The 19,163-nt window shown below is 65.8% G+C and carries 19 protein-coding genes; 17 read left to right on the forward strand and 2 right to left on the reverse strand.

Translation table 11 applies throughout. From position 1 onward, the window contains the following. Nucleotides 1-5: 5 nt before the first annotated feature. A complete protein-coding gene (locus tag FIU85_RS00935; RefSeq protein WP_152495516.1) occupies nt 6-1,421 on the forward strand; it encodes a sigma-54 dependent transcriptional regulator in 1,416 nt (471 codons plus the stop codon). Between the two features lie 126 nt (nt 1,422-1,547). Here the strand turns inward: FIU85_RS00935 and FIU85_RS00940 are convergent, their stop codons facing one another. Next, entirely contained in the window at nt 1,548-2,021 is a 474-nt protein-coding gene (locus FIU85_RS00940) for a hypothetical protein (RefSeq protein WP_152495517.1), read from the reverse strand. A gap of 103 nt (nt 2,022-2,124) precedes the next feature. Here FIU85_RS00940 and trkA point away from each other — a divergent pair, with 103 nt between their 5' ends. The 5 genes from trkA (at nt 2,125) to FIU85_RS00965 (ending at nt 7,443) form a co-directional block, all read left to right on the forward strand. After that, nucleotides 2,125-3,501 carry a Trk system potassium transporter TrkA gene (gene trkA / locus FIU85_RS00945; protein WP_152492483.1) on the forward strand — a complete coding sequence of 459 codons (1,377 nt, stop codon included), beginning with the start codon at nt 2,125-2,127 and terminating at the stop codon, nt 3,499-3,501. 16 nt (nt 3,502-3,517) lie between these two features. Further along, entirely contained in the window at nt 3,518-5,038 is a 1,521-nt protein-coding gene (locus tag FIU85_RS00950) for a TrkH family potassium uptake protein (RefSeq protein ID WP_152498134.1), read from the forward strand. A gap of 179 nt (nt 5,039-5,217) precedes the next feature. Beyond that, complete coding sequence (hfq, locus tag FIU85_RS00955) at nt 5,218-5,457, forward strand: RNA chaperone Hfq (protein ID WP_057789335.1); 240 nt, start codon at nt 5,218-5,220, stop codon at nt 5,455-5,457. After that, nucleotides 5,454-6,731: a GTPase HflX gene (gene hflX / locus FIU85_RS00960; protein WP_152495518.1), complete on the forward strand. Its 1,278-nt coding sequence runs from the start codon at nt 5,454-5,456 to the stop codon at nt 6,729-6,731. The genes hfq and hflX overlap by 4 nt, the downstream gene beginning before the upstream one ends. An 85-nt stretch (nt 6,732-6,816) precedes the next feature. Further along, a complete protein-coding gene (locus tag FIU85_RS00965; protein WP_152495519.1) occupies nt 6,817-7,443 on the forward strand; it encodes a pyridoxamine 5'-phosphate oxidase family protein in 627 nt (208 codons plus the stop codon). On the opposite strand, the gene FIU85_RS00970 is transcribed toward FIU85_RS00965, so the two are convergent. Beyond that, entirely contained in the window at nt 7,431-8,132 is a 702-nt protein-coding gene (locus tag FIU85_RS00970) for a PAS domain-containing protein (RefSeq protein WP_172978760.1), read from the reverse strand. The two genes, FIU85_RS00965 and FIU85_RS00970, sit on opposite strands and share 13 nt — an antisense overlap. 317 nt (nt 8,133-8,449) lie before the next feature. On the opposite strand from FIU85_RS00970, the gene FIU85_RS00975 reads away from it, so the two are divergent. The 11 genes from FIU85_RS00975 to FIU85_RS01025 all read left to right on the forward strand — a co-directional run bounded on the left by FIU85_RS00975 (nt 8,450) and on the right by FIU85_RS01025 (nt 19,161). After that, nucleotides 8,450-9,358: a YicC/YloC family endoribonuclease gene (locus FIU85_RS00975; protein ID WP_368372973.1), complete on the forward strand. Its 909-nt coding sequence runs from the start codon at nt 8,450-8,452 to the stop codon at nt 9,356-9,358. A 246-nt stretch (nt 9,359-9,604) separates the two neighbouring features. Beyond that, nucleotides 9,605-10,243, forward strand: a complete 639-nt coding sequence (gene gmk, locus FIU85_RS00980) for a guanylate kinase (protein ID WP_152495521.1) — start codon at nt 9,605-9,607, stop codon at nt 10,241-10,243. After that, entirely contained in the window at nt 10,244-10,774 is a 531-nt protein-coding gene (locus FIU85_RS00985; RefSeq protein WP_152492478.1) for a gamma carbonic anhydrase family protein, read from the forward strand. Next, nucleotides 10,771-11,829: an ATP-binding protein gene (locus FIU85_RS00990; protein ID WP_152495522.1), complete on the forward strand. Its 1,059-nt coding sequence runs from the start codon at nt 10,771-10,773 to the stop codon at nt 11,827-11,829. The genes FIU85_RS00985 and FIU85_RS00990 overlap by 4 nt, the downstream gene beginning before the upstream one ends. 182 nt (nt 11,830-12,011) lie before the next feature. After that, entirely contained in the window at nt 12,012-13,052 is a 1,041-nt protein-coding gene (locus FIU85_RS00995; protein ID WP_152492476.1) for a substrate-binding domain-containing protein, read from the forward strand. Between the two features lie 84 nt (nt 13,053-13,136). Further along, nucleotides 13,137-14,609 (forward strand): phosphate ABC transporter permease subunit PstC, encoded by a 1,473-nt coding sequence (gene pstC / locus FIU85_RS01000; RefSeq protein ID WP_152495523.1) that lies wholly within the window; start codon nt 13,137-13,139, stop codon nt 14,607-14,609. After that, a complete protein-coding gene (gene pstA / locus FIU85_RS01005; protein ID WP_152492474.1) occupies nt 14,606-15,940 on the forward strand; it encodes a phosphate ABC transporter permease PstA in 1,335 nt (444 codons plus the stop codon). Before pstC ends, pstA begins: the two co-directional genes overlap by 4 nt. A 14-nt stretch (nt 15,941-15,954) precedes the next feature. After that, nucleotides 15,955-16,752 (forward strand): phosphate ABC transporter ATP-binding protein PstB, encoded by a 798-nt coding sequence (gene pstB, locus FIU85_RS01010; RefSeq protein WP_152495524.1) that lies wholly within the window; start codon nt 15,955-15,957, stop codon nt 16,750-16,752. 12 nt (nt 16,753-16,764) lie between these two features. Next, complete coding sequence (phoU, locus tag FIU85_RS01015) at nt 16,765-17,490, forward strand: phosphate signaling complex protein PhoU (protein ID WP_152495525.1); 726 nt, start codon at nt 16,765-16,767, stop codon at nt 17,488-17,490. Between the two features lie 18 nt (nt 17,491-17,508). Further along, nucleotides 17,509-18,198: a phosphate regulon transcriptional regulator PhoB gene (gene phoB, locus FIU85_RS01020; protein ID WP_152492471.1), complete on the forward strand. Its 690-nt coding sequence runs from the start codon at nt 17,509-17,511 to the stop codon at nt 18,196-18,198. A gap of 144 nt (nt 18,199-18,342) precedes the next feature. Further along, nucleotides 18,343-19,161: an SDR family NAD(P)-dependent oxidoreductase gene (locus FIU85_RS01025; protein WP_152495526.1), complete on the forward strand. Its 819-nt coding sequence runs from the start codon at nt 18,343-18,345 to the stop codon at nt 19,159-19,161. Nucleotides 19,162-19,163: the final 2 nt, after the last annotated feature.

Raw genomic sequence — 19,163 nt, forward strand, 5'->3', positions numbered from 1 at the left:
GACCCATGAGTGACATCCTGATTGTCGACGACGAACGCGATATTCGAGAACTGATTTCAGACATCCTGCAGGACGAAGGCTTCACCACCCGCCTTGCCGGCAATTCCGACGAGGCAATGGCCGAGATCCGCGACCAGCCGCCGGGCCTGCTGATCCTCGACATCTGGCTGAAAGACAGCAACATGGACGGGATCGACATCCTCAAGGCGGTCAAACGCGACTATCCCGAGGTGCCCGTGGTCATCATCTCGGGCCACGGCAATATCGAGATCGCGGTGGCGGCCATCAAGCAGGGCGCCTACGACTTCATCGAGAAACCCTTCAACATCGACCAGCTGATGGTGGTGATCCGCCGCGGCATGGAAACCAGCCGCCTGCGTCGCGAGAACCTCGCGCTCAAGCGCCAGGGCAGCGGCCCGGCCGACATGCTGGGCGAAAGCCCCGCCTTCCGCACCCTGGTGGGCCAGCTCGACAAGGTCACGCGCTCCAACGGCCGGGTCATGCTGTCGGGGCCTGCCGGCTCGGGCAAGGAACTGGCCGCGCGCTACATCCATGCCAATTCTGACCGCGCGGCCGGCCCCTTCGTCTGCGCCGGCTGCGCCTCGATCGAACCCGACCGCATGGAAGAGGTGCTCTTCGGGCGCGAGGCCGAGGACGGCACCGTCACCCCGGGCCTTCTGGAAGAGGCCAATACCGGCGTGATCTATTTCGACGAGGTCGCAGACATGCCCATGGGCACCCAGGGCAAGATCCTGCGCGTGCTGGTCGATCAGACCTTCCTGCGGGTGGGCGGCAGCGACAAGGTCCAGGTCGACCTGCGCGTCATCTCCTCCACCTCCCGCGACCTCGAGTCGGAGATCAGGGCCGAGCGGTTCCGCCGCGAGCTCTACCACCGCCTCAACGTGGTGCCCATCGCCGTGCCCAGCCTCGAGGACCGGCGCGAGGACATCCCCGTGCTGGCCGGCTACTTCATCGAGAAGCTCAACGGCGAACAGGGGCTGCCGATCCGCGCCCTGGGCGACGAGGCGGCGGCCCTCCTGCAAACCATGCGCTGGCCCGGCAACGTGCGCCAGCTGCGCAACGTGATCGAACGCATCCTGATCCTGGGCGACAGCTCTGGCGACATCAATGCGCGTGAGATCCCCGGCGACAGCGCCACGCCCAGCGACGAGAGCCGGGTTGTCCTCTCGGGCACCGTGGCCACCATGCCGCTGCGCGAGGCCCGAGAGGCGTTCGAGCGTGAATACCTGATGACCCAGATCAACCGCTTCGGCGGCAATATCAGCCGAACGGCGGAATTCGTCGGCATGGAACGCAGCGCCCTGCACCGCAAGCTGAAATCGCTGGGCGTGGTCACCGGCGCCAAGGGCGCGCGGCTCTCTGACGAGGAAGAGGACAGCCAGCAGGCCGCCACCGGCTGACCGGGCCGGGCGGCACGGGGCCGCCCATCTTCCTCTGGCCCCAAATATCCCCGCCGGAGGCAGTCCCGAGGCGGCACGCCGCCGAGACATCGAGCGCGCCGCAGGCGCTCCTCCTGGTCACGCGACCTAGTCCGGGTTCACGATCTGGTATTTCCCGCCCTTGATGCGGATCGCGCAGGAATTCTCCGTCAGGGGTGGCTGCACGCGCGTCGCGGTGATCACCGTCGCCTCCACCACCTCGGGCGGGCAGGGCTTCAGGCTGACCTTCTCATACCCCTGGTCTGCCATGCACTGCCTGGCCACCCGCGCCCGCAGCCCCTCGTTGGCGTCGTACCGCTCCCACCGGCCGGGGGACAGCATCACGCGGACCGTGCGGCACGCGCCCGCTCCGTTGCAGACCTGCCGATAGCTGTAAGTCGGGGGAATGTACCGCGTCAGCGTGCGCACCGGCACTTGGCGCAGGGCGTCCACGTCGCATTGCGTGCGGTCCCGGGCGACACCGCTTACCGGCGCGCCTTCCTTGTAATAGACATTGGTCGGCAGGCACCCTGCCAACAGCAGCGCGATCACGGTGAAAAGCGGGACTCGGAACCATCTCATACGCGCCAGCCTATCCGGCAAATCCCCGCAGGACAAAGCAATTGACCGTGACAGCCCCATCTGTCATGCAAAGCGCTCGATTGGGTCAATAAGGGCATAGCCCATGAAGGTCATCATCTGCGGGGCAGGGCAGGTCGGCTGGCAGATCGCACGCCACCTGTCGGGCGAACGCAACGACGTCACCGTGGTCGACAGCAACCCCGACCTGGTGCGCCGCGCCACGGAAACGCTGGACGTGCAGGGCATCAACGGATTTGCCAGCTATCCCAACGTGCTCGACCAGGCCGGCGCGCGCGATGCGGACATGATCATCGCCGCCACCTACTCGGACGAGGTCAACATGGTCACCTGCCAGGTGGCGCATTCGGTCTTTTCCATCAACCGCAAGATCGCCCGCCTGCGGTCGCAATCCTATCTCGACGCGATCTATTCCGACCTCTACCGCCGCGACCACATGCCCATCGACGTGGTCATCTCGCCAGAGCGCGAGGTGGCCGAGGCCGCCCTGCAACGCCTTGCCGCGCCCGCGGCTTTCGACACCGAAACCTTCATGGAAGGCAAGGCACAACTTATGGGCCTGCGGATCGAGGATGACTGCCCCATCGTCAACACGCCCCTGCGGCAGCTGACCGACCTCTTTTCGACCCTCGAAGTGGTCGTGCTGGCCATCCGCCGCGACGGCAAGCTCTTCGCCCCCGAGGCCGAGGACCAGCTTTTCGTCGGCGACGACGCCTATGTCTTCGCCCCCACCGAGGACGTGCCGCGCACCATGGAGGTCTTCGGCAAGACCTCGCAGACGCAGGAGCGGCTGGTCATCATCGGCGGCGGCAATATCGGCCTCAGCGTCGCCAAGCGGATCGAGAAGCGCGGCAAGCGCACCCGCGTCAAGGTGATCGAACGCGACCGCAGGGTGGCCGAACGCGCCGCCGACGCGCTGGAACGCACCATCGTCCTGAACGGCGACGGTCTCGACGCGCAACTGCTGGCCGAGGCCAACATCTCGCGCACCGATGCGGTGCTGGCCGTCACCGACGACGACAAGACCAACATGCTCGCCGCCGTGCGCGCCAAGGCCGAAGGCTGCCCCTTTGCCATCGCGCTGATCAACGACCCCACGCTTCTGCCGATGATGGAGCCCCTGGGCATCGACGCTTATATCAACCCGCGCTCCACGACCGTCAGCTCAATCCTGCGCCACGTCCGCCACGGCCGCGTGCGCTCGGTCTATTCCATCGGAGACGCCGAGGCCGAGGTGATCGAGGCCGAGGTCATGTCCACCTCCAACATCGCCGGCGCCGCCATCCGCGAGATCGACTTTCCCGAGGGCGTGCTCGTGGGCGGCGTGCTGCGCGACGGCAAGGTGCTCAAGCCCTCCGGCACCATGCGGATCGAGGCGGGCGACGTGGTGGTGATCTTCGCGCTGGCGTCGGATGTGGGCCGGGTGGAACAGCTCCTGCAGGTTTCGATTGATTTCTTCTGAGACATCGTCGCCGGGCCTGACCGCCCGTCTCCTGCGGTTTCCGCTCATTCTCGTGCTGACCGGAATCGCCAGCGTCGCCATGCTCGGCCCCGCGCTCCATGCCTTCGTGCAGGACGATCATTCCGTCGCCCGCGCCTTTCTCTATTCCAGCGTCCTCGGGATCACCTTCATCCTGCTCATCGGCCTCGCAATCTCCGGCCGCCGCCAGCAGGACAACACCGACATCCAGAACCTCGCCTCGCTGGCGCTGGCCTATACCGCGCTGCCGATCTTTCTGGCGCTGCCCTTCTACGAGGGGCTCGAGACCACGCGCTTTCTCAACGCCTATGTCGAGATGGTGTCGTGCCTCACCACCACCGGCGCCACGCTTTTCGACAACCCTTCGCGGCTGGTCGACAGCCTGCATCTCTGGCGCGGTCTCGTCGGCTGGTTCGGCGGTCTGCTGATCTGGATCGCGGCCTCGGCGGTGCTGGCGCCGATGAACCTGGGCGGGTTCGAGATCACCGTCTCGGCCGAGCCGGGGCAGGGCGAGGATGCGCTCAGCCGCTTCCGCCGCGCCACCTCCGCCCGCCGCATCGCCCAGAGCACCCAGGCACTGGCGCCGATCTACGTGGGGCTGACGGGCGTTCTGTGGCTCCTGCTGGTGATCGGCGGCGACCGACCGCTCGTCGCCGTGGTTCATGCCATGTCCACCATGGCCACCAGCGGCATTTCCGCCGTCGGCGGGGTCGAGAATGCCGGCAGCGGCTTTGGCGGCGAGATCGTGATCTTCCTGTTCATGTTCTTCGCCCTCTCGCGGCTGACCTTCTCCTCGGACACGCTGACCAGCCGCTCCACCAGCGTGCTGGGCGACCCCGAGTTCCGCATCGGCTGCGCTCTCGTCATCGGCGTGCCCCTGATCCTCTTCTCGCGCCACTGGCTGGGCGCGTTCGACGTCGACCAGGTCGAGGATCTGGGCATGGCGCTTCAGGCGCTCTGGGGCGGCACGTTCACCGTCATGTCGTTCCTGTCCACCACCGGCTTTCAAAGCGCGGCATGGGAGGCGGCCCAAAGCTGGTCGGGCCTCGGCACGCCGGGCCTTCTGCTGATGGGGCTGGCGATGTTCGGCGGCGGTGTGGCCACCACGGCGGGGGGCGTGAAGCTTCTGCGGATCTACGCGCTCTACCTCAATGGCCAGCGCGAGATGGAGCGCCTGGTGCATCCCTCGTCGGTGGGGCGCGCCGGGGTCCACACCCGCCGGATGCGGCGCGAGGGCGCGTTCGTGGCGTGGATCTTCTTCATGCTCTTCGCGCTGTCGCTGGCGCTGGTGACCGTGCTGATGGCCGCCCTGGGCGAGGATCTGCAGAACGCCATCGTGCTCTCGACCGCGGCCCTCGCCACCGCCGGCCCACTGACCCAGGTCGGGGCCGACGCGCCCATTCCCCTGCTGGAGATGCGCCCGGCGGCCAAGCTGGTCTTTTCCGCCGCCATGGTGCTGGGCCGGATGGAGACGCTGGCGCTGATCGCACTGTTCAACCCCAGCCTGTGGCGCCGCTGAGGCCCGGCGCAGGCCGGGCCAAGTTGCGCGCGTGTCACGGTCGTGACATATCTTCCCGGCAAGACGCCGCAACGATTTGATTTTTGGGCTGGAAACTCCGAAACGCCCACTCCATACTCCCTTGCGAGGGAGACCGGGGCCGCAACGCGCCCCACGCAAGAACAAAGGCTATAAAAACAATGGCGACAGACCGACAAAACCTGCAAGACGCATTTCTGAATCAGGTCCGCAAGACCAAGATCCCGGTTACCGTTTTCCTGATCAACGGCGTCAAGCTGCAAGGCGTGATCACCTGGTTCGACAATTTCTGCATCCTGCTGCGCCGCGACGGGCAGTCACAGCTTGTCTACAAACATGCCGTGTCCACCATCATGCCGTCCCAGCCGGTCAGCCTTTACGAGGGCGATGACGGGTCTTGACCCAGACCGACGTTTCGGACACCCGCGCCTGGGTCCTGCACCCGGATATTCCCAGTTCAGACCGCGAGCGTGACCCCGCGCGCGCGCTGGAAGAGGCCGTGTCGCTGGCCCATGCCCTGCCGGGGCTGATGGTGTTGGGCGGCTCGGTCGTGCGCCTGCGCGACCCGCATCCGGGGATGCTGTTCTCCAAGGGCAAGCTGGCCGAGCTGAAATCGCTGGTCGAGGACAACGAGGTCGAACTGGTGCTGATCGACGGCCCGGTGTCGCCCGTGCAGCAGCGCAACCTGGAAAAGCAGCTGGGCGTCAAATTGCTGGACCGCACCGGCCTGATCCTTGAGATCTTTTCCGACCGCGCCGCCACCCGCGAAGGCGTGTTGCAGGTGGAAATGGCCGCGCTCAGCTACCAGCGCACCCGCCTTGTGCGCGCCTGGACCCACCTGGAACGCCAGCGCGGCGGGCTGGGCTTCGTCGGCGGTCCGGGCGAGACCCAGATCGAGGCCGACCGCCGCGCCATCGACGAACAGCTCGTGCGCCTGCGCCGCCAACTGGACAAGGTGGTCAAAACCCGCACGCTGCACCGCGCCGCCCGCGCCAAGGTGCCGTTCCCCATCGTGGCGCTGGTGGGCTACACCAACGCCGGCAAATCCACGCTCTTCAACCACCTGACCGGGGCCGAGGTCATGGCCAAGGACATGCTCTTTGCCACGCTCGACCCGACCATGCGCAAAATCGCCCTGCCGGGCGGCGGCCCCGAGGTCATCCTGTCCGACACGGTGGGCTTCATCTCGGACCTGCCAACCGAACTCGTCGCCGCCTTCCGCGCCACGCTCGAGGAAGTGCTGGCCGCGGATCTCATCGTGCATGTCCGTGATATCTCGCACCCCGAAACCGAGGACCAGTCCGGCGACGTGCACGAGATCCTCACCAGCCTCGGCGTGCTGGAAACCACGCCCCAAATCGAGGTCTGGAACAAGATCGACCGCCTGTCGGCAGAGGACCGCACCCTGGTCGAGAACCGCGCCGCGCGCCTTGAGAACGTGCAGCTTCTGTCGGCCATCACCGGCGAGGGCATGGACGCGCTCAGCGACACGATCATCACGCGGCTTGCCGGGGCCACTCATGTGGAAACGCTGACCCTGGGCTTTGACGCGGGCCGCAAACGCGCCTGGCTGTTCGAGAAGGGGCTTGTCGAGGACGAAGTTCAGGACGAGGACGGCTACACCCTGACCGTGCGCTGGAACGAGACGCAGAAATCGCAGTTCGACGGGCTTTGACCGCGCCGCCTCGCGGCCTCGTGATTTGCGAAATACCCGCTGCATCCCGATCTAGCGGCCTTGAGTACCTGAAAGGACGCAAGACATGGCCAAGACATTCCACGAACTCGCTTTCACCGACGCCGTCCGCGCCATGCAGGAAAAACAGGGCTCTGCCGCCATGTACGCCCGCAGCCTTGCCCCCGATGCCCCCGCCGACGACCGTCTTGGCCCCAACGAGACACAGTTCATCGCCCTGCGCGACGGCTTCTACCAGGCCACGGTCAGCGCCACGGGCTGGCCTTACGTGCAGTTCCGCGGCGGCCCGCGCGGCTTTCTCAAGGTGCTGGACGACACAACGCTGGGCTATGCCGACTATCGCGGCAACCGCCAGTATATCTCTGCCGGCAACCTGGCGGACAACGACCGTATTTCGCTGATCCTGATGGATTATCCCAACAGCGCCCGGCTCAAGATCCTTGGCCGCGTGGCGATCTCGGACGACCCCGACGTGATCGGGCGGCTGATGGATGACGGCTACAAGGCGCGCCCCGAACGGGCCGTGGTCATCACCGTCGAAGGGTTCGACTGGAATTGTCCCCAGCACATCCCCGTCCGTCTGACGGTCGAGGAACTGGGCCCGATCCTCGAACCCTTCCAGCAGGAGCTGGCCGACCTGCGCGCCGAGAACGCCGCGCTCAAGGCCCGCCTGGACGCGGCTCAGTCGCTGTGAACCAGTCGCAAATAGGGCCGTTCGCTGGGGTGTGACAGCGGCGCGGGCCGCTCATGCCGGGCCTTCGGCGCAGGGGGCTCCAACGGCGCCTGCTCTTCACTGAATCCCGGCGCGGTCGCGTCGGTCAGATCGACCGGCGTCACCTGGCACTCCACGATGCCGAACCGCCGCGGTGTCGCGCCGATCGGCCCTTCGGTCACGAAACAGCCCAGCGCGCGCGAGATATCGCCCAGGTCGCTGCGCAGCGGCAGCACGATCAGCGTCGCCGCCAGCGCCGGACGTCGGATACCGGCGGGCGCGGTCAGGTCCAGCCGCAGCGTCGCGGGCCGCTCGAACAACTCCACCATCGCATCGGCCAGCTGCGCCCGGTCCTCGGGCGCGATCAGCGCCGACAGGGGCATGCCGCGCACTTCCATGCCCATCACGTCCGACAGGTGCGTGCCAGCGATGCGCAGCCGGGCGATGCCGGGGGCGACCTTCTCTACGATGAAGGCATTGCCCAGCAGGCTCTCGATGCCGCGCGGGTCGATCTCGGTGCGCAGCGGCACGTCGCCGCCGCGTCGCATCGCCGACCAGTAGTCGACGAACTTGCGCAGGTCCGCCTCGCGCCGGCGGCGGGCCGCGCCTGCGCCCGGTAGCTGCAAGTCCGAAATCTTGTCCGGGAACGAGGTTCCAGAATCATCCGTCATCGGTCTTTCCCCATCCGGCTCCGACGCCGGCCTCACCATGAATATTCCGATCCGAACGCGATCACGCGCCCGGAACGCCCCCGTGCGAGATCGACCCTGCGCCACTCCCGCGCGGTCCTGCACCGCCTTCAAATTGAATCAGATGCAGCTCGACTTGGAACAAGCTTGCCACAATTCTGCCCGAATTTGTTCAACTTTATTGCCCAGTGGTTAACGCGGCTCCGCGCAGGGCGCTTGCGAAGGGTGCCTCGACAGACTAGGACACCTGCACGAGACCGGGCGTTTTCACGGCCCGCGCGCGAAGGATAGGCTGCACCGTGACAAAAGATCCGTCCCCCCTGATTTCCATGACCGGCTATGCCGCGGGGCAGGGGGCGCATGGGCGTTTCGGCTGGACGTGGGACCTCAGGTCGGTGAACGGGCGGGGCCTCGATCTGCGCCTGCGGGTGCCCGACTGGATCGAAGGGCTGGAGGCGGCCCTGCGCGCGCGCCTGACCGGGGCGCTTTCGCGCGGCAATGTCACGCTCTCGCTGAAGCTTCAGGCGCAGGACGGCGGCGCGGCTGCGCAACTGGATACCGCCCAGCTCGACCGTGTGCTGGCGGCGATGACCGAGATCGAGGCCCGCGCCATGGCGCTCGGCCTGTCGCTGGCGCCGGCCAATGCCGCCGACGTGCTGGCCCTGCGCGGCGTGTTCGAGCCGGGCACGCAGGCCGAGGACACCACCGCCCTGGGCAAGGCGCTGGTGGCGGATTTCGAGACCGTTCTGGACAGTTTCCAGTCGATGCGCCACCGCGAAGGGGACGCATTGGCCGAGGTGCTGAGCGGCCAGCTTGCCGGGATCGCCGAGCTCACCGACGCCGCCGCCACCGCCGCCGAGGCCCGCCGCCCCGAGACCGAGGCCAATTTCCGCGCCGCGCTTCAGCGGGTGATGGACAATACCGACGGCGTCGAGGAAGCGCGCATCGCCCAGGAACTGGCCGTGCTGGCCGTGAAATCCGACGTCACCGAGGAAATCGACCGCCTGCGCAGCCACGTATCCGCCGCCCGCGACCTCATCGCCAAGGGCAGCCCCGCGGGCCGCAAGCTCGACTTTCTCGCGCAGGAATTCAACCGCGAGGCCAACACGCTGTGTTCCAAGGCGCAAAGTCGCGACCTGACGAGCGTGGGGCTGGAGCTGAAAAGCGTGATCGAACAGATGCGCGAACAGGTGCAGAATGTCGAGTGACCTGCAAAACAGGGTTTTGCAGGTCATCCCGGACCTGATCCTGCCTGCCCCGGGCTTGACCCGGGGGGATCTCCCGGCAATTTCGTACCACCTCGTCCCGGGCCTGACCCGGGACCTCCCGGCCAATCCCCCTCGCCCTGCCAAAGGAATTGCGCCGCCTTCGGCGTCGCCGCAGCGCGCCTTCGGCGCTTGCATGAGTATTTCGGGCAAGAAAAAGCCGGGCCGCGTGCCCGCACCGGAGGCCCCATGACGCAGCGTCGCGGTCTTCTGATCATCCTCTCCTCGCCCTCGGGCGCGGGCAAGTCCACGCTGTCGCGCCGCCTGCGCGACTGGGACGGGACGATCTCGTTCTCCGTCTCCGCCACCACGCGGCCGCCCCGCGCGGGCGAGGTGGACGGGCAGGATTACCATTTCCTCGACGACAGCACCTTCCGCCGTCAGGTGGCCGCGGGCGAGATGCTGGAACACGCCCATGTCTTCGGCAATTTCTACGGCTCGCCCCGCGGCCCCGTGCAGGCCGCCATCGACGCCGGCCGCGACGTGCTCTTCGATATCGACTGGCAGGGCGCGCAGCAGATCCAGAACTCGGTTCTCGGCCCCCATACCCTGTCGATCTTCATCCTGCCGCCCTCAATCACCGAGTTGCACCGACGGCTGGAAACGCGCGGGCAGGACAGCCCCGAAACCATCGCCAAGCGGATGCAGAAAAGCTGGGACGAGATCAGCCACTGGGGCGAGTACGATTACGTGCTGGTCAATGACGACCTGGATACCACCGACAAGGCGCTGAAGACCATTGTCTCGGCCGCCCGCCTGCGCCGCCTGCAACAGCCCGATCTGAACGCCCATGTGCAACGCCTGCAGGCCGAATTCGAGGAGAGATGAATGCCCATCTACGCGCTTGACGACGTGATCCCGCAACTGGAAGACGGCACCTGGGTGGCCCCCGACGCCAACATCATCGGCAAGGTGGTGCTGGAAAAAAATGCCTCGGTCTGGTTCGGCTGCACCCTGCGCGGCGATAACGAGCCGATCGTCGTGGGGGAGGGCAGCAACGTGCAGGAAAACGTGGTCATGCACACCGACCCCGGCTTTCCGCTGAGTATCGGGCGCGGCTGCACCATCGGGCACAAGGCGATGCTGCATGGCTGCACGCTGGGGGAAAACACGCTGATCGGCATGGGCGCGACCGTGCTGAACGGCGCCAGGATCGGCAAGAACTGCCTGATCGGGGCCGGCGCGCTGATCACCGAGGGCAAGGAGATTCCCGATGGCAGCCTCGTGATGGGCGCGCCCGGCAAGATCGTGCGCGAGCTGGACGATCAGGCCATCGCCGCCTTCACGGCCACCGCGCTGCACTACCAGAAGAACGCCGCGCGCTACCGGGCGGGACTGCGCCGCCTCGACACGGAATGAACCAGGGCAATATCGCCACGCTTTTGCAGGCGATTCCCCTGGCCGCGCTGCTGATCGGGCGGGGCGAGCGCATCCTTGGCGCCAACGACCGCGCCACGGCCCTTCTGGGGCCGGGGCTGACCGGGCGTCATTTCATCACCGCCATCCGCCAGCCCACCGTCCTCGACGCGGTCGAGGCGTGCTTGCGCGACCGCGAGACGCGCCAGACGCGCTACCTCTCCAGCGCCGGCGCGCAGGACACCACCTTCATCGTCACCTGCAGCCCGGTCGACACCGACGCGGGCTCGGGCGTGCTGTTGTGTTTCGAGGATGTCACGCATCTGGAACAGGTGGGCCAGATGCGCCGCGATTTCGTCGCCAATGTCAGCCACGAACTGCGCACGCCGCTGACCGCGCTGCTGGGCTTCATCGAAACCCTTCGCGGCCCGGCGCGCAACGATCCCGTGGCGACCGAGCGGTTTCTGGGCACCATGCAGGTCGAGGCCAGCCGGATGGAACGCCTTGTGAAAGACCTGCTGTCGCTCAGCCGGGTCGAGGCGCAGGAACGCGTGCGCCCCACCGACCGCGTCGACCTGATCCGGCTGATCAATGCCGTGATCCACGCCACCCGTCCCATCGCCGAGGAAGCGGACGTGACCATCGCCTTCCAGACCGACGTGCAAGAGATCCACGTGCCCGGCGATGCCGACCAACTGCACCAGATCCTCACCAACCTGATCGAGAATGCGGTCAAGTATGGCGGCCCCGGCAAGACCGTCACCGTGACGCTTGCTGCGCATTCCGATCACCCCGCGCTGCGCGGCCCCTCGGCGGTGGTCTCCGTGGCCGACCAGGGCCCCGGCATCGAGGAGGTGCACATCCCGCGCCTGACCGAACGCTTCTACCGCATCGACAGCCACCGCTCGCGCGAGATGGGCGGCACCGGGCTTGGGCTGGCCATCGTCAAGCATATCGTCAACCGCCATCGCGGCCGCCTCAAGGTCGAATCGGAACTGGGGCAGGGCACCCGATTCGACGTGATTCTGCCCTCGCGCCCCGCGTCGTCGCAGACCTGACGCACCCCCCATCTTTGCGTTGCGACGTCAACCGGAATTAATTCGGCGTTAATCTTCGCAAAAAGGGGCCTGTCATAAAACCGTTACAAAACCGTAACAAAAGCGTCGTGCCCGAGGCGTAGCAGGGCGCCAAGGTCGCCCGCTGCAAGGTGACCGGGATACATGGATATCAGGAGCTATATATGTCCTTCATGAAAATGACCGCCTCTACCCTGGCGATCGCGGCCGTTTCGGCCACCGCTGCCGCTGCACGTGACAACGTCCAGGTTGCCGGGTCTTCCACCGTGCTGCCCTACGCGTCGATCGTGGCCGAGCTCTTCGGCGAAAACACCGACTTCCCGACCCCGGTCGTGGAATCGGGCGGCTCGTCGGCTGGCCTGAAACGCTTCTGCGAAGGCGTTGGCGAAAACACCATCGACGTGGCGAACGCCTCGCGCGCCATCCGCGAAAAAGAGATCAAGGCCTGCGCCGACAACGGCGTGACCGACATCATCGAAGTGCGCATCGGCTATGACGGCATCGTCTTCGCCTCGCAACAGTCCGGTCCCGAGTTCACCGCGTTCGAACCCACCGACATCTTCAACGCCATCGGCGCCACCGTCCTGAAAGACGGCGAGCTGGTCGAGAACACCCATGAAAGCTGGGCCGAGTTCAACTCCGAGCTGCCCGACGCCGAAATCGCGATGTTCATCCCCGGCACCAAGCACGGCACCCGCGAAGTCTTCGAAGAGAAGGTTCTGCTGGTCGGCTGCGAGGAAACCGGCGCGATGCAGGCCATGCTGGACAGCGGCATGAGCGAAGACGAGGCCGAGGATTCGTGCCTTGACGTCCGTCAGGACGGCAAGTCCGTGGACATCGACGGCGACTACACCGAGACCCTGGCGCGCATCGACGCCAACACCAACGGCATCGGCGTGTTCGGCCTGGCGTTCTACGAGAACAACACCGACAAGCTGAAGGTCGCCACCATGAGCGGCATCGAGCCCTCGACCGAGACCATCGCCTCGGGTGAATACCCGGTGTCGCGTCCGCTGTTCTTCTACGTCAAGAAAGCGCATATCGGCGTGATCCCCGGCCTGAAAGAGTACGCACAGTTCTTCGTCGCCGACGAGATCGCAGGCCCGGGCGGCCCGCTGTCGAACTACGGCCTGGTCGCGGACCCGGAACTGGCGGCCACGCAGTCGGCTGTCGAAGCCGAAGAAACCATGGGCAGCGGCTCCTAAGCCTCTGACCTTCGGGGGCGGCCTATTCCGCCGCCCCCAATCCCCTTTTAGGTAATTTTTTCCAGACAGACGGATGGGGGGCTCATGCCGACACTCTGGCTATTCCTGATCGTGCTTGGCATCGCGGCGGTGGGCTACGTGCTCGGTCGCGGTCGGGCGCTTCAAAGCGTGGAGGGCGACAACCGCAAACTCCACTCGCTGCCGTCCTATTACGGCTCGAACGTGCTGATCAAAGTCGTCGTTCCGGCCTTCCTGCTGATGATCGCCTGGCTGCTGATCCAGCCGCTTATCGTCAGCAATACCATATCGGGCATGATCCCCGACCGCTCCATCGACAACAAGGGCTCGCTCGGGCTTGTCATGGCCGAGGTCCGGCGCACAGCGGACGGGTTGGACAATGCCGTGGCTCAGGGCGTCATGGAAGAAGATTTCGCCCGCAACGCGCGCGCCGAATTCAACGATGTAACCCAACGGCTCAGGGACGCGGGCCAGATCGTGACCTCCGAGGTCACCCAGACGGTCCTGCGTGCCGCGCAGCGCTACCGGATCATGAACGCCACCGGCAACCTGATGATGACCGTCGCGGTGCTGGTGCTGGCCGTCCTCGGCGCGCTCTGGGGCCTGCGCGAGTCGCATGGTGACTTCCGCGCTCGCAACACGGTCGAGCAAAGCATCCGCGCGCTTTTGATCGGCGCAGCCTCCATCGCCATCCTGACCACCATCGGCATCATCCTGTCGCTGGTGTTCAACACGATCGAATTCTTCCGGCTTTACCCTGCGTCCGATTTCTTCTTCGGCACCAATTGGGCGCCCAGCTTCTCGGGTCGGGGCGGCAGTTCCGACCTCGGGGTGATCCCGCTGCTGTGGGGCACGTTCTACATTTCCATCGTGGCGCTGGCCGTGGCCGTGCCCATCGGATTGTTCGCCGCGATCTACCTTTCGGAATACGCCTCGCCCAAGGTCCGCTCGGTCGCCAAGCCGCTGCTCGAGGTGCTGGCCGGTATTCCGACCATCGTTTATGGCCTCTTCGCCCTGCTGACGGTCGGCCCGCTGCTGCTCAAGGTCTTCGGCGATGACGGGCTTGGCATCATGCAGGCGGGCACCGCCGTCATGACCGCCGGTCTGGTGATGGGCATCATGCTGATCCCCTTCGTTAGCTCGCTTTCCGACGACATCATCAACGCGGTGCCGCAGGCCATGCGCGACGGCTCCTACGGGCTGGGTGCCACGCAATCGGAAACCATCCGCCAGGTGGTACTGCCCGCCGCCCTGCCGGGCATCGTGGGCGCCATCCTGCTGGCCGCCTCACGGGCCATCGGCGAGACGATGATCGTGGTACTGGGGGCAGGGGCCGCAGCCCGGCTTAGCCTCAACCCGTTCGAGGCCATGACCACCGTGACCGCCAAGATCGTCAGCCAGCTCACTGGCGACGCCGACTTCGCCTCGCCCGAGGCGCTGGTGGCCTTCGCGCTCGGGATGACGCTTTTCGTCATCACGCTCTGCCTGAACGTCTTCGCCCTTTATATCGTGCGCAAATACCGGGAGCAGTACGAATGACCGACGCAACGCTCAACGGCGCCAGCGGCGGCGGCCATGGCCGCTCCTCGCTCAAGACAGCCGATGCCAACACCAAGCGCCGCAACGCTGCCGAGAAACGCTTTCGCGCCTACGGTATGACGGCGATCATCATCGGCATCTTCTTTCTTGTCGTGCTGTTCTTCTCGATCATCCGCTCGGGCCTCCCCGCCTTCACCCACACCGTGGTGGAGATGGAATTCACCTTGACCCAAGAACAATTCGACGAGGCCGAGGGCGAACTTTTCAAGACCAAGGCCTATTCGAACCTCTTCATCGCGCAGCTTCAGCAGCAACTTGAGGAACGCGGGATGGAGGTCGAATTCGACGAGGCCTCGATCGAACGCGTGCTGGGCAAGGTCGGCGGCAACCTGCGGGAATACTACGCGGGCAACCAGAACCGTCTCGGCGAGCCGACGTCCTTCTCGCTCTCCGCCTCGTCGCGCGTCGACGGCTATTTCAACGGCCGTGTCACCCGCGAAAGTATGCAGGACAGCCGCTTCCTCATGGCCTCCGACCTCGATCTGGTGGATGCGCTGCGCAACGCCGGCATCATAAAGTCCGAGTTCAACTGGAACTTCATCACCGGCGCGGATTCCGGCGTGGACAACCCCGGCGGGGCCGGGATCGGCGCCTCGGTCATCGGCTCGTTCTTCATGATGCTGGTGGTGCTGGTCCTGTCGCTGCCCATCGGCGTCGCCGCCTCGATCTATCTCGAGGAATTCGCGCCGCAGAACAAGTTCACCGACCTCATCGAGGTGAATATCTCGAACCTTGCCGCCGTGCCGTCAATCGTCTTCGGCATCCTTGGTCTTGCTGTCTTCATCCAGTTCATGCACCTGCCGCAATCCGCCCCGCTGGTGGGCGGGCTGGTGCTGACACTGATGACCCTGCCGACGATCATCATCTCGACCCGCGCCTCGCTCAAGGCGGTCCCGCCCTCCATTCGCGACGCCGCGCTCGGCGTCGGGGCGTCCAAGATGCAGGCGGTCTTTCACCATGTCCTGCCGCTCGCCATGCCCGGCATCCTGACCGGCACCATCATCGGCCTCGCACAGGCCCTGGGCGAGACCGCGCCGCTGCTGCTCATTGGCATGGTCGGCTTCGTCGCCCGCGGCTACCCTGACGGCTTCGTCGCCGGCTTCACCGAGCCGAACTCGGCCATGCCTGCCCAGATCTACACCTGGGCCGCCCGCGCCGACGCCAGCTTTTACGAGAAAGCCTGGGGCGGGATCATCATCCTTCTGGTCTTCCTGCTGACCATGAACATCATCGCCATCATCCTGCGCCGCCGCTTCGAGCGCCGCTGGTAGAAAGGGACCACGCCATGTACGATACGCCAAATACGGAGAGAGCCGTGGATCAGAAAGACATCAAATTCTCGGCCAAGAAGGTGCAGGTCTATTACGGCGACACCCATGCCATCAAGGACGTGGACGTGGCGCTGGAAGACAAGACCGTCACCGCCTTCATCGGCCCCTCGGGCTGTGGCAAGTCCACCTTCCTGCGCTGTCTCAACCGGATGAACGACACGATCGACATCTGCCGGGTCGAGGGCGATATCCTGCTCGATGGCGAGGATATCTACGACAAGAAGGTCGACCCGGTGCAACTGCGCGCCAAAGTCGGCATGGTGTTCCAGAAACCCAACCCGTTCCCCAAGTCGATCTACGACAACATCGCCTACGGCCCCCGCATCCACGGCATGGCCAAGTCCAAGGCCGACCTTGACGAAATCGTCGAACGCGCCCTGCGCCGCGGCGCCATCTGGGACGAGGTCAAGGACCGCCTGCAAGCCTCCGGCACGGGCCTCTCGGGTGGCCAGCAACAGCGCCTCTGCATCGCCCGCGCCGTGGCGACCGAGCCGGAAGTGCTCCTGATGGACGAACCGTGCTCGGCGCTCGACCCCATCGCCACCGCGCAAGTGGAGGAGCTGATCGACGAGCTGCGCAGCGAATACTCGGTCGTGATCGTGACCCACTCGATGCAGCAGGCCGCCCGCGTCAGCCAGAAGACTGCCTTCTTCCACCTCGGCAACCTGGTGGAGTTCGGCGAAACCGGCAAGATCTTCACCAACCCCGAAGATCCCCGCACCGAAAGCTACATCACCGGCCGGATCGGCTAAGGAGCGCACGTTATGAACGACGAACACATCTCATCGGCCTTCGACCGTGACCTCGAAACCGTCCAGGCGCTGATCATGAAAATGGGCGGCCTGGTGGAAGAGGCGATCATGAACGCCGCCATCTCGCTCGACACCCGCGACGAGGAACTGGCCGAAACCGTCCGCGCCGGCGACCGCGTCATCGACGACCTCGAAGAACAGATCGACGAGGAAACCGCGCGGACCATTGCCCTGCGCGCGCCCACCGCCATCGACCTGCGCGTGATCCTGACGGTGATGAAAATCGCCTCGAACCTCGAACGCATCGGCGACTACGCCAAGAACATGGCCAAGCGCACCACGGTGCTGGCACAGATGACCCCGATCACCGGCGCCACCGCCTCGCTGCGCCGCATGGCGCGTGAAACCGAACGGATGCTGCGCGACGTGCTGGACGCCTATATCCAGCGCGACGCGGCACTGGCCCGCGAGGTGATCCAGCGCGACCATGATGTCGACCAGATGTACAACGCGCTCTTCCGCGAATTCCTGACCTTCATGATGGAAGACCCGCGCAACATCACGCCCTGTATGCACCTGCACTTCATCGCCAAGAACACCGAGCGCATGGGCGACCACGTCACCAACATCGCCGAACAGGTGGTCTATCTGGTCACCGGCACCATGCCCGAAGACAACCGCCCCAAAAGCGACAAGACCTCGCTGGACCCCAAGGTCTCGCCCCAGGTCGGCGCATAACGAAGGACACAAGACGTCATGGCAAGCGAACAGCCCAGCGTTCTTCTGGTCGAGGATGAACCCGCACAGCGCGAAGTGCTGGCCTACAACCTCGAGGCCGACGGCTTTGCCGTGACCCGCGCCGAGAACGGCGAAGAGGCCCTGATGCTGGTCGAAGAGGCCGCGCCAGACCTCATCCTGCTGGACTGGATGCTGCCCAACGTGTCAGGCATCGAGGTCTGCCGCCAGCTCAAGACCCGTTCCGAGACCCGCAACGTGCCGATCATCATGCTCTCGGCCCGCTCCGAAGAGGTGGACCGCGTGCGCGGGCTGGAAACCGGCGCCGACGATTACGTGATCAAGCCCTATTCGGTGATCGAACTCATGGCCCGCGTCCGCGCCCAGCTGCGCCGCACCCGGCCCTCGACCGTGGGCGAGCGGCTGGAATACGAGGATATCATCCTCGATTCCGAGACCCACCGCGTCACCCGTCAGGGCGAGGGGCTGAAGCTTGGGCCGACCGAGTTCCGCCTGCTCTCGACCTTCATGGAAAAACCGGGCCGGGTGTGGAGCCGCGAACAACTGCTCGACCGCGTCTGGGGCCGCGACATCTATGTCGACACCCGCACCGTCGACGTCCATATCGGCCGGCTGCGCAAGGCGCTCTGCCAGCACGGCGGCGAGGACCCGCTGCGCACGGTCCGCGGGGCAGGGTACTCGCTGGGCTGATCGCGCCGCGCCCGCCTTTCACTGTTCTCCAAATACTCAATCCAAAGAAACAAAGCGTGGCGCAGCCACTCAATTTGGTTGGTTGCGCTCCGGCCGGGCCCGTCTACTCTGTCGCAGTGGACCGGACCTCAAAGGACGCAGATCATGCCCCCACTTCACGACAAGGTCGCCCTCGTCACAGGCACCGCCGCCCCCAACGGGATCGGACAGGCCATCGCCCGCAGGCTGGCAGAGGACGGCGCGCATGTGGTCGTCACCGATCTCGGCGGCACGGTAGAGGTCGACGGCGTCGCCACCCCGCGCCTCTCGCTGCTGGAAACGCTCGCCGCCGACCTCGATACCACGGGCGCGGCGCTCGAACTGGACGTCACCGATGCCGCGCAGATCGACGCGGTCGTGGCGCAGGTGCAGCGCAGGCTGGGGCGCGTCGACATCCTTGTCAACAACGCCGGCAGCCTCGCGGGCGCGGACAATTTCATGTCCACCACGCCCGCCCAGTGGACCAGCAGCTTCAACGTCAATCTTCTGGCCCCGATGATGCTGTCGCGTGCCGTGATCCCGGCGATGCAGGCCGCCGGGGGTGGCCGGATCATCAATATCGGCTCCACCGGCAGCCTGGGCGCCGAACCCGGTTTCGGCGCGTACACGGCGATGAAACACGGGCTGGTGGGTCTGACCAAGACGATCGCCGCCGAGTTCGGCCCCGAGGGCATCCTGTGCAATATCGTCTGTCCCGGCTACATCGCCACCGACATGCATATGGCCGCCAACACGCGGATCGCCGGCGAACGCGGGCTGAGCCTGGACGAGGTCAAGGCGCAGCGCTATACCAGCGTGGCGCTGCGCGACGCGGGCCGACCCGCCGACGTGGCCGATGCCGTGGCCTATCTGGCCGGCCCGCAGGCGCGCTATGTCACCGGAATCACGCTGCCAGTCTCGGGCGGCGTCCCCTACGGCATCTGAGC

The organism is Roseovarius sp. THAF8 (assembly GCF_009363735.1).
GTDB lineage: Bacteria > Pseudomonadota > Alphaproteobacteria > Rhodobacterales > Rhodobacteraceae > Roseovarius.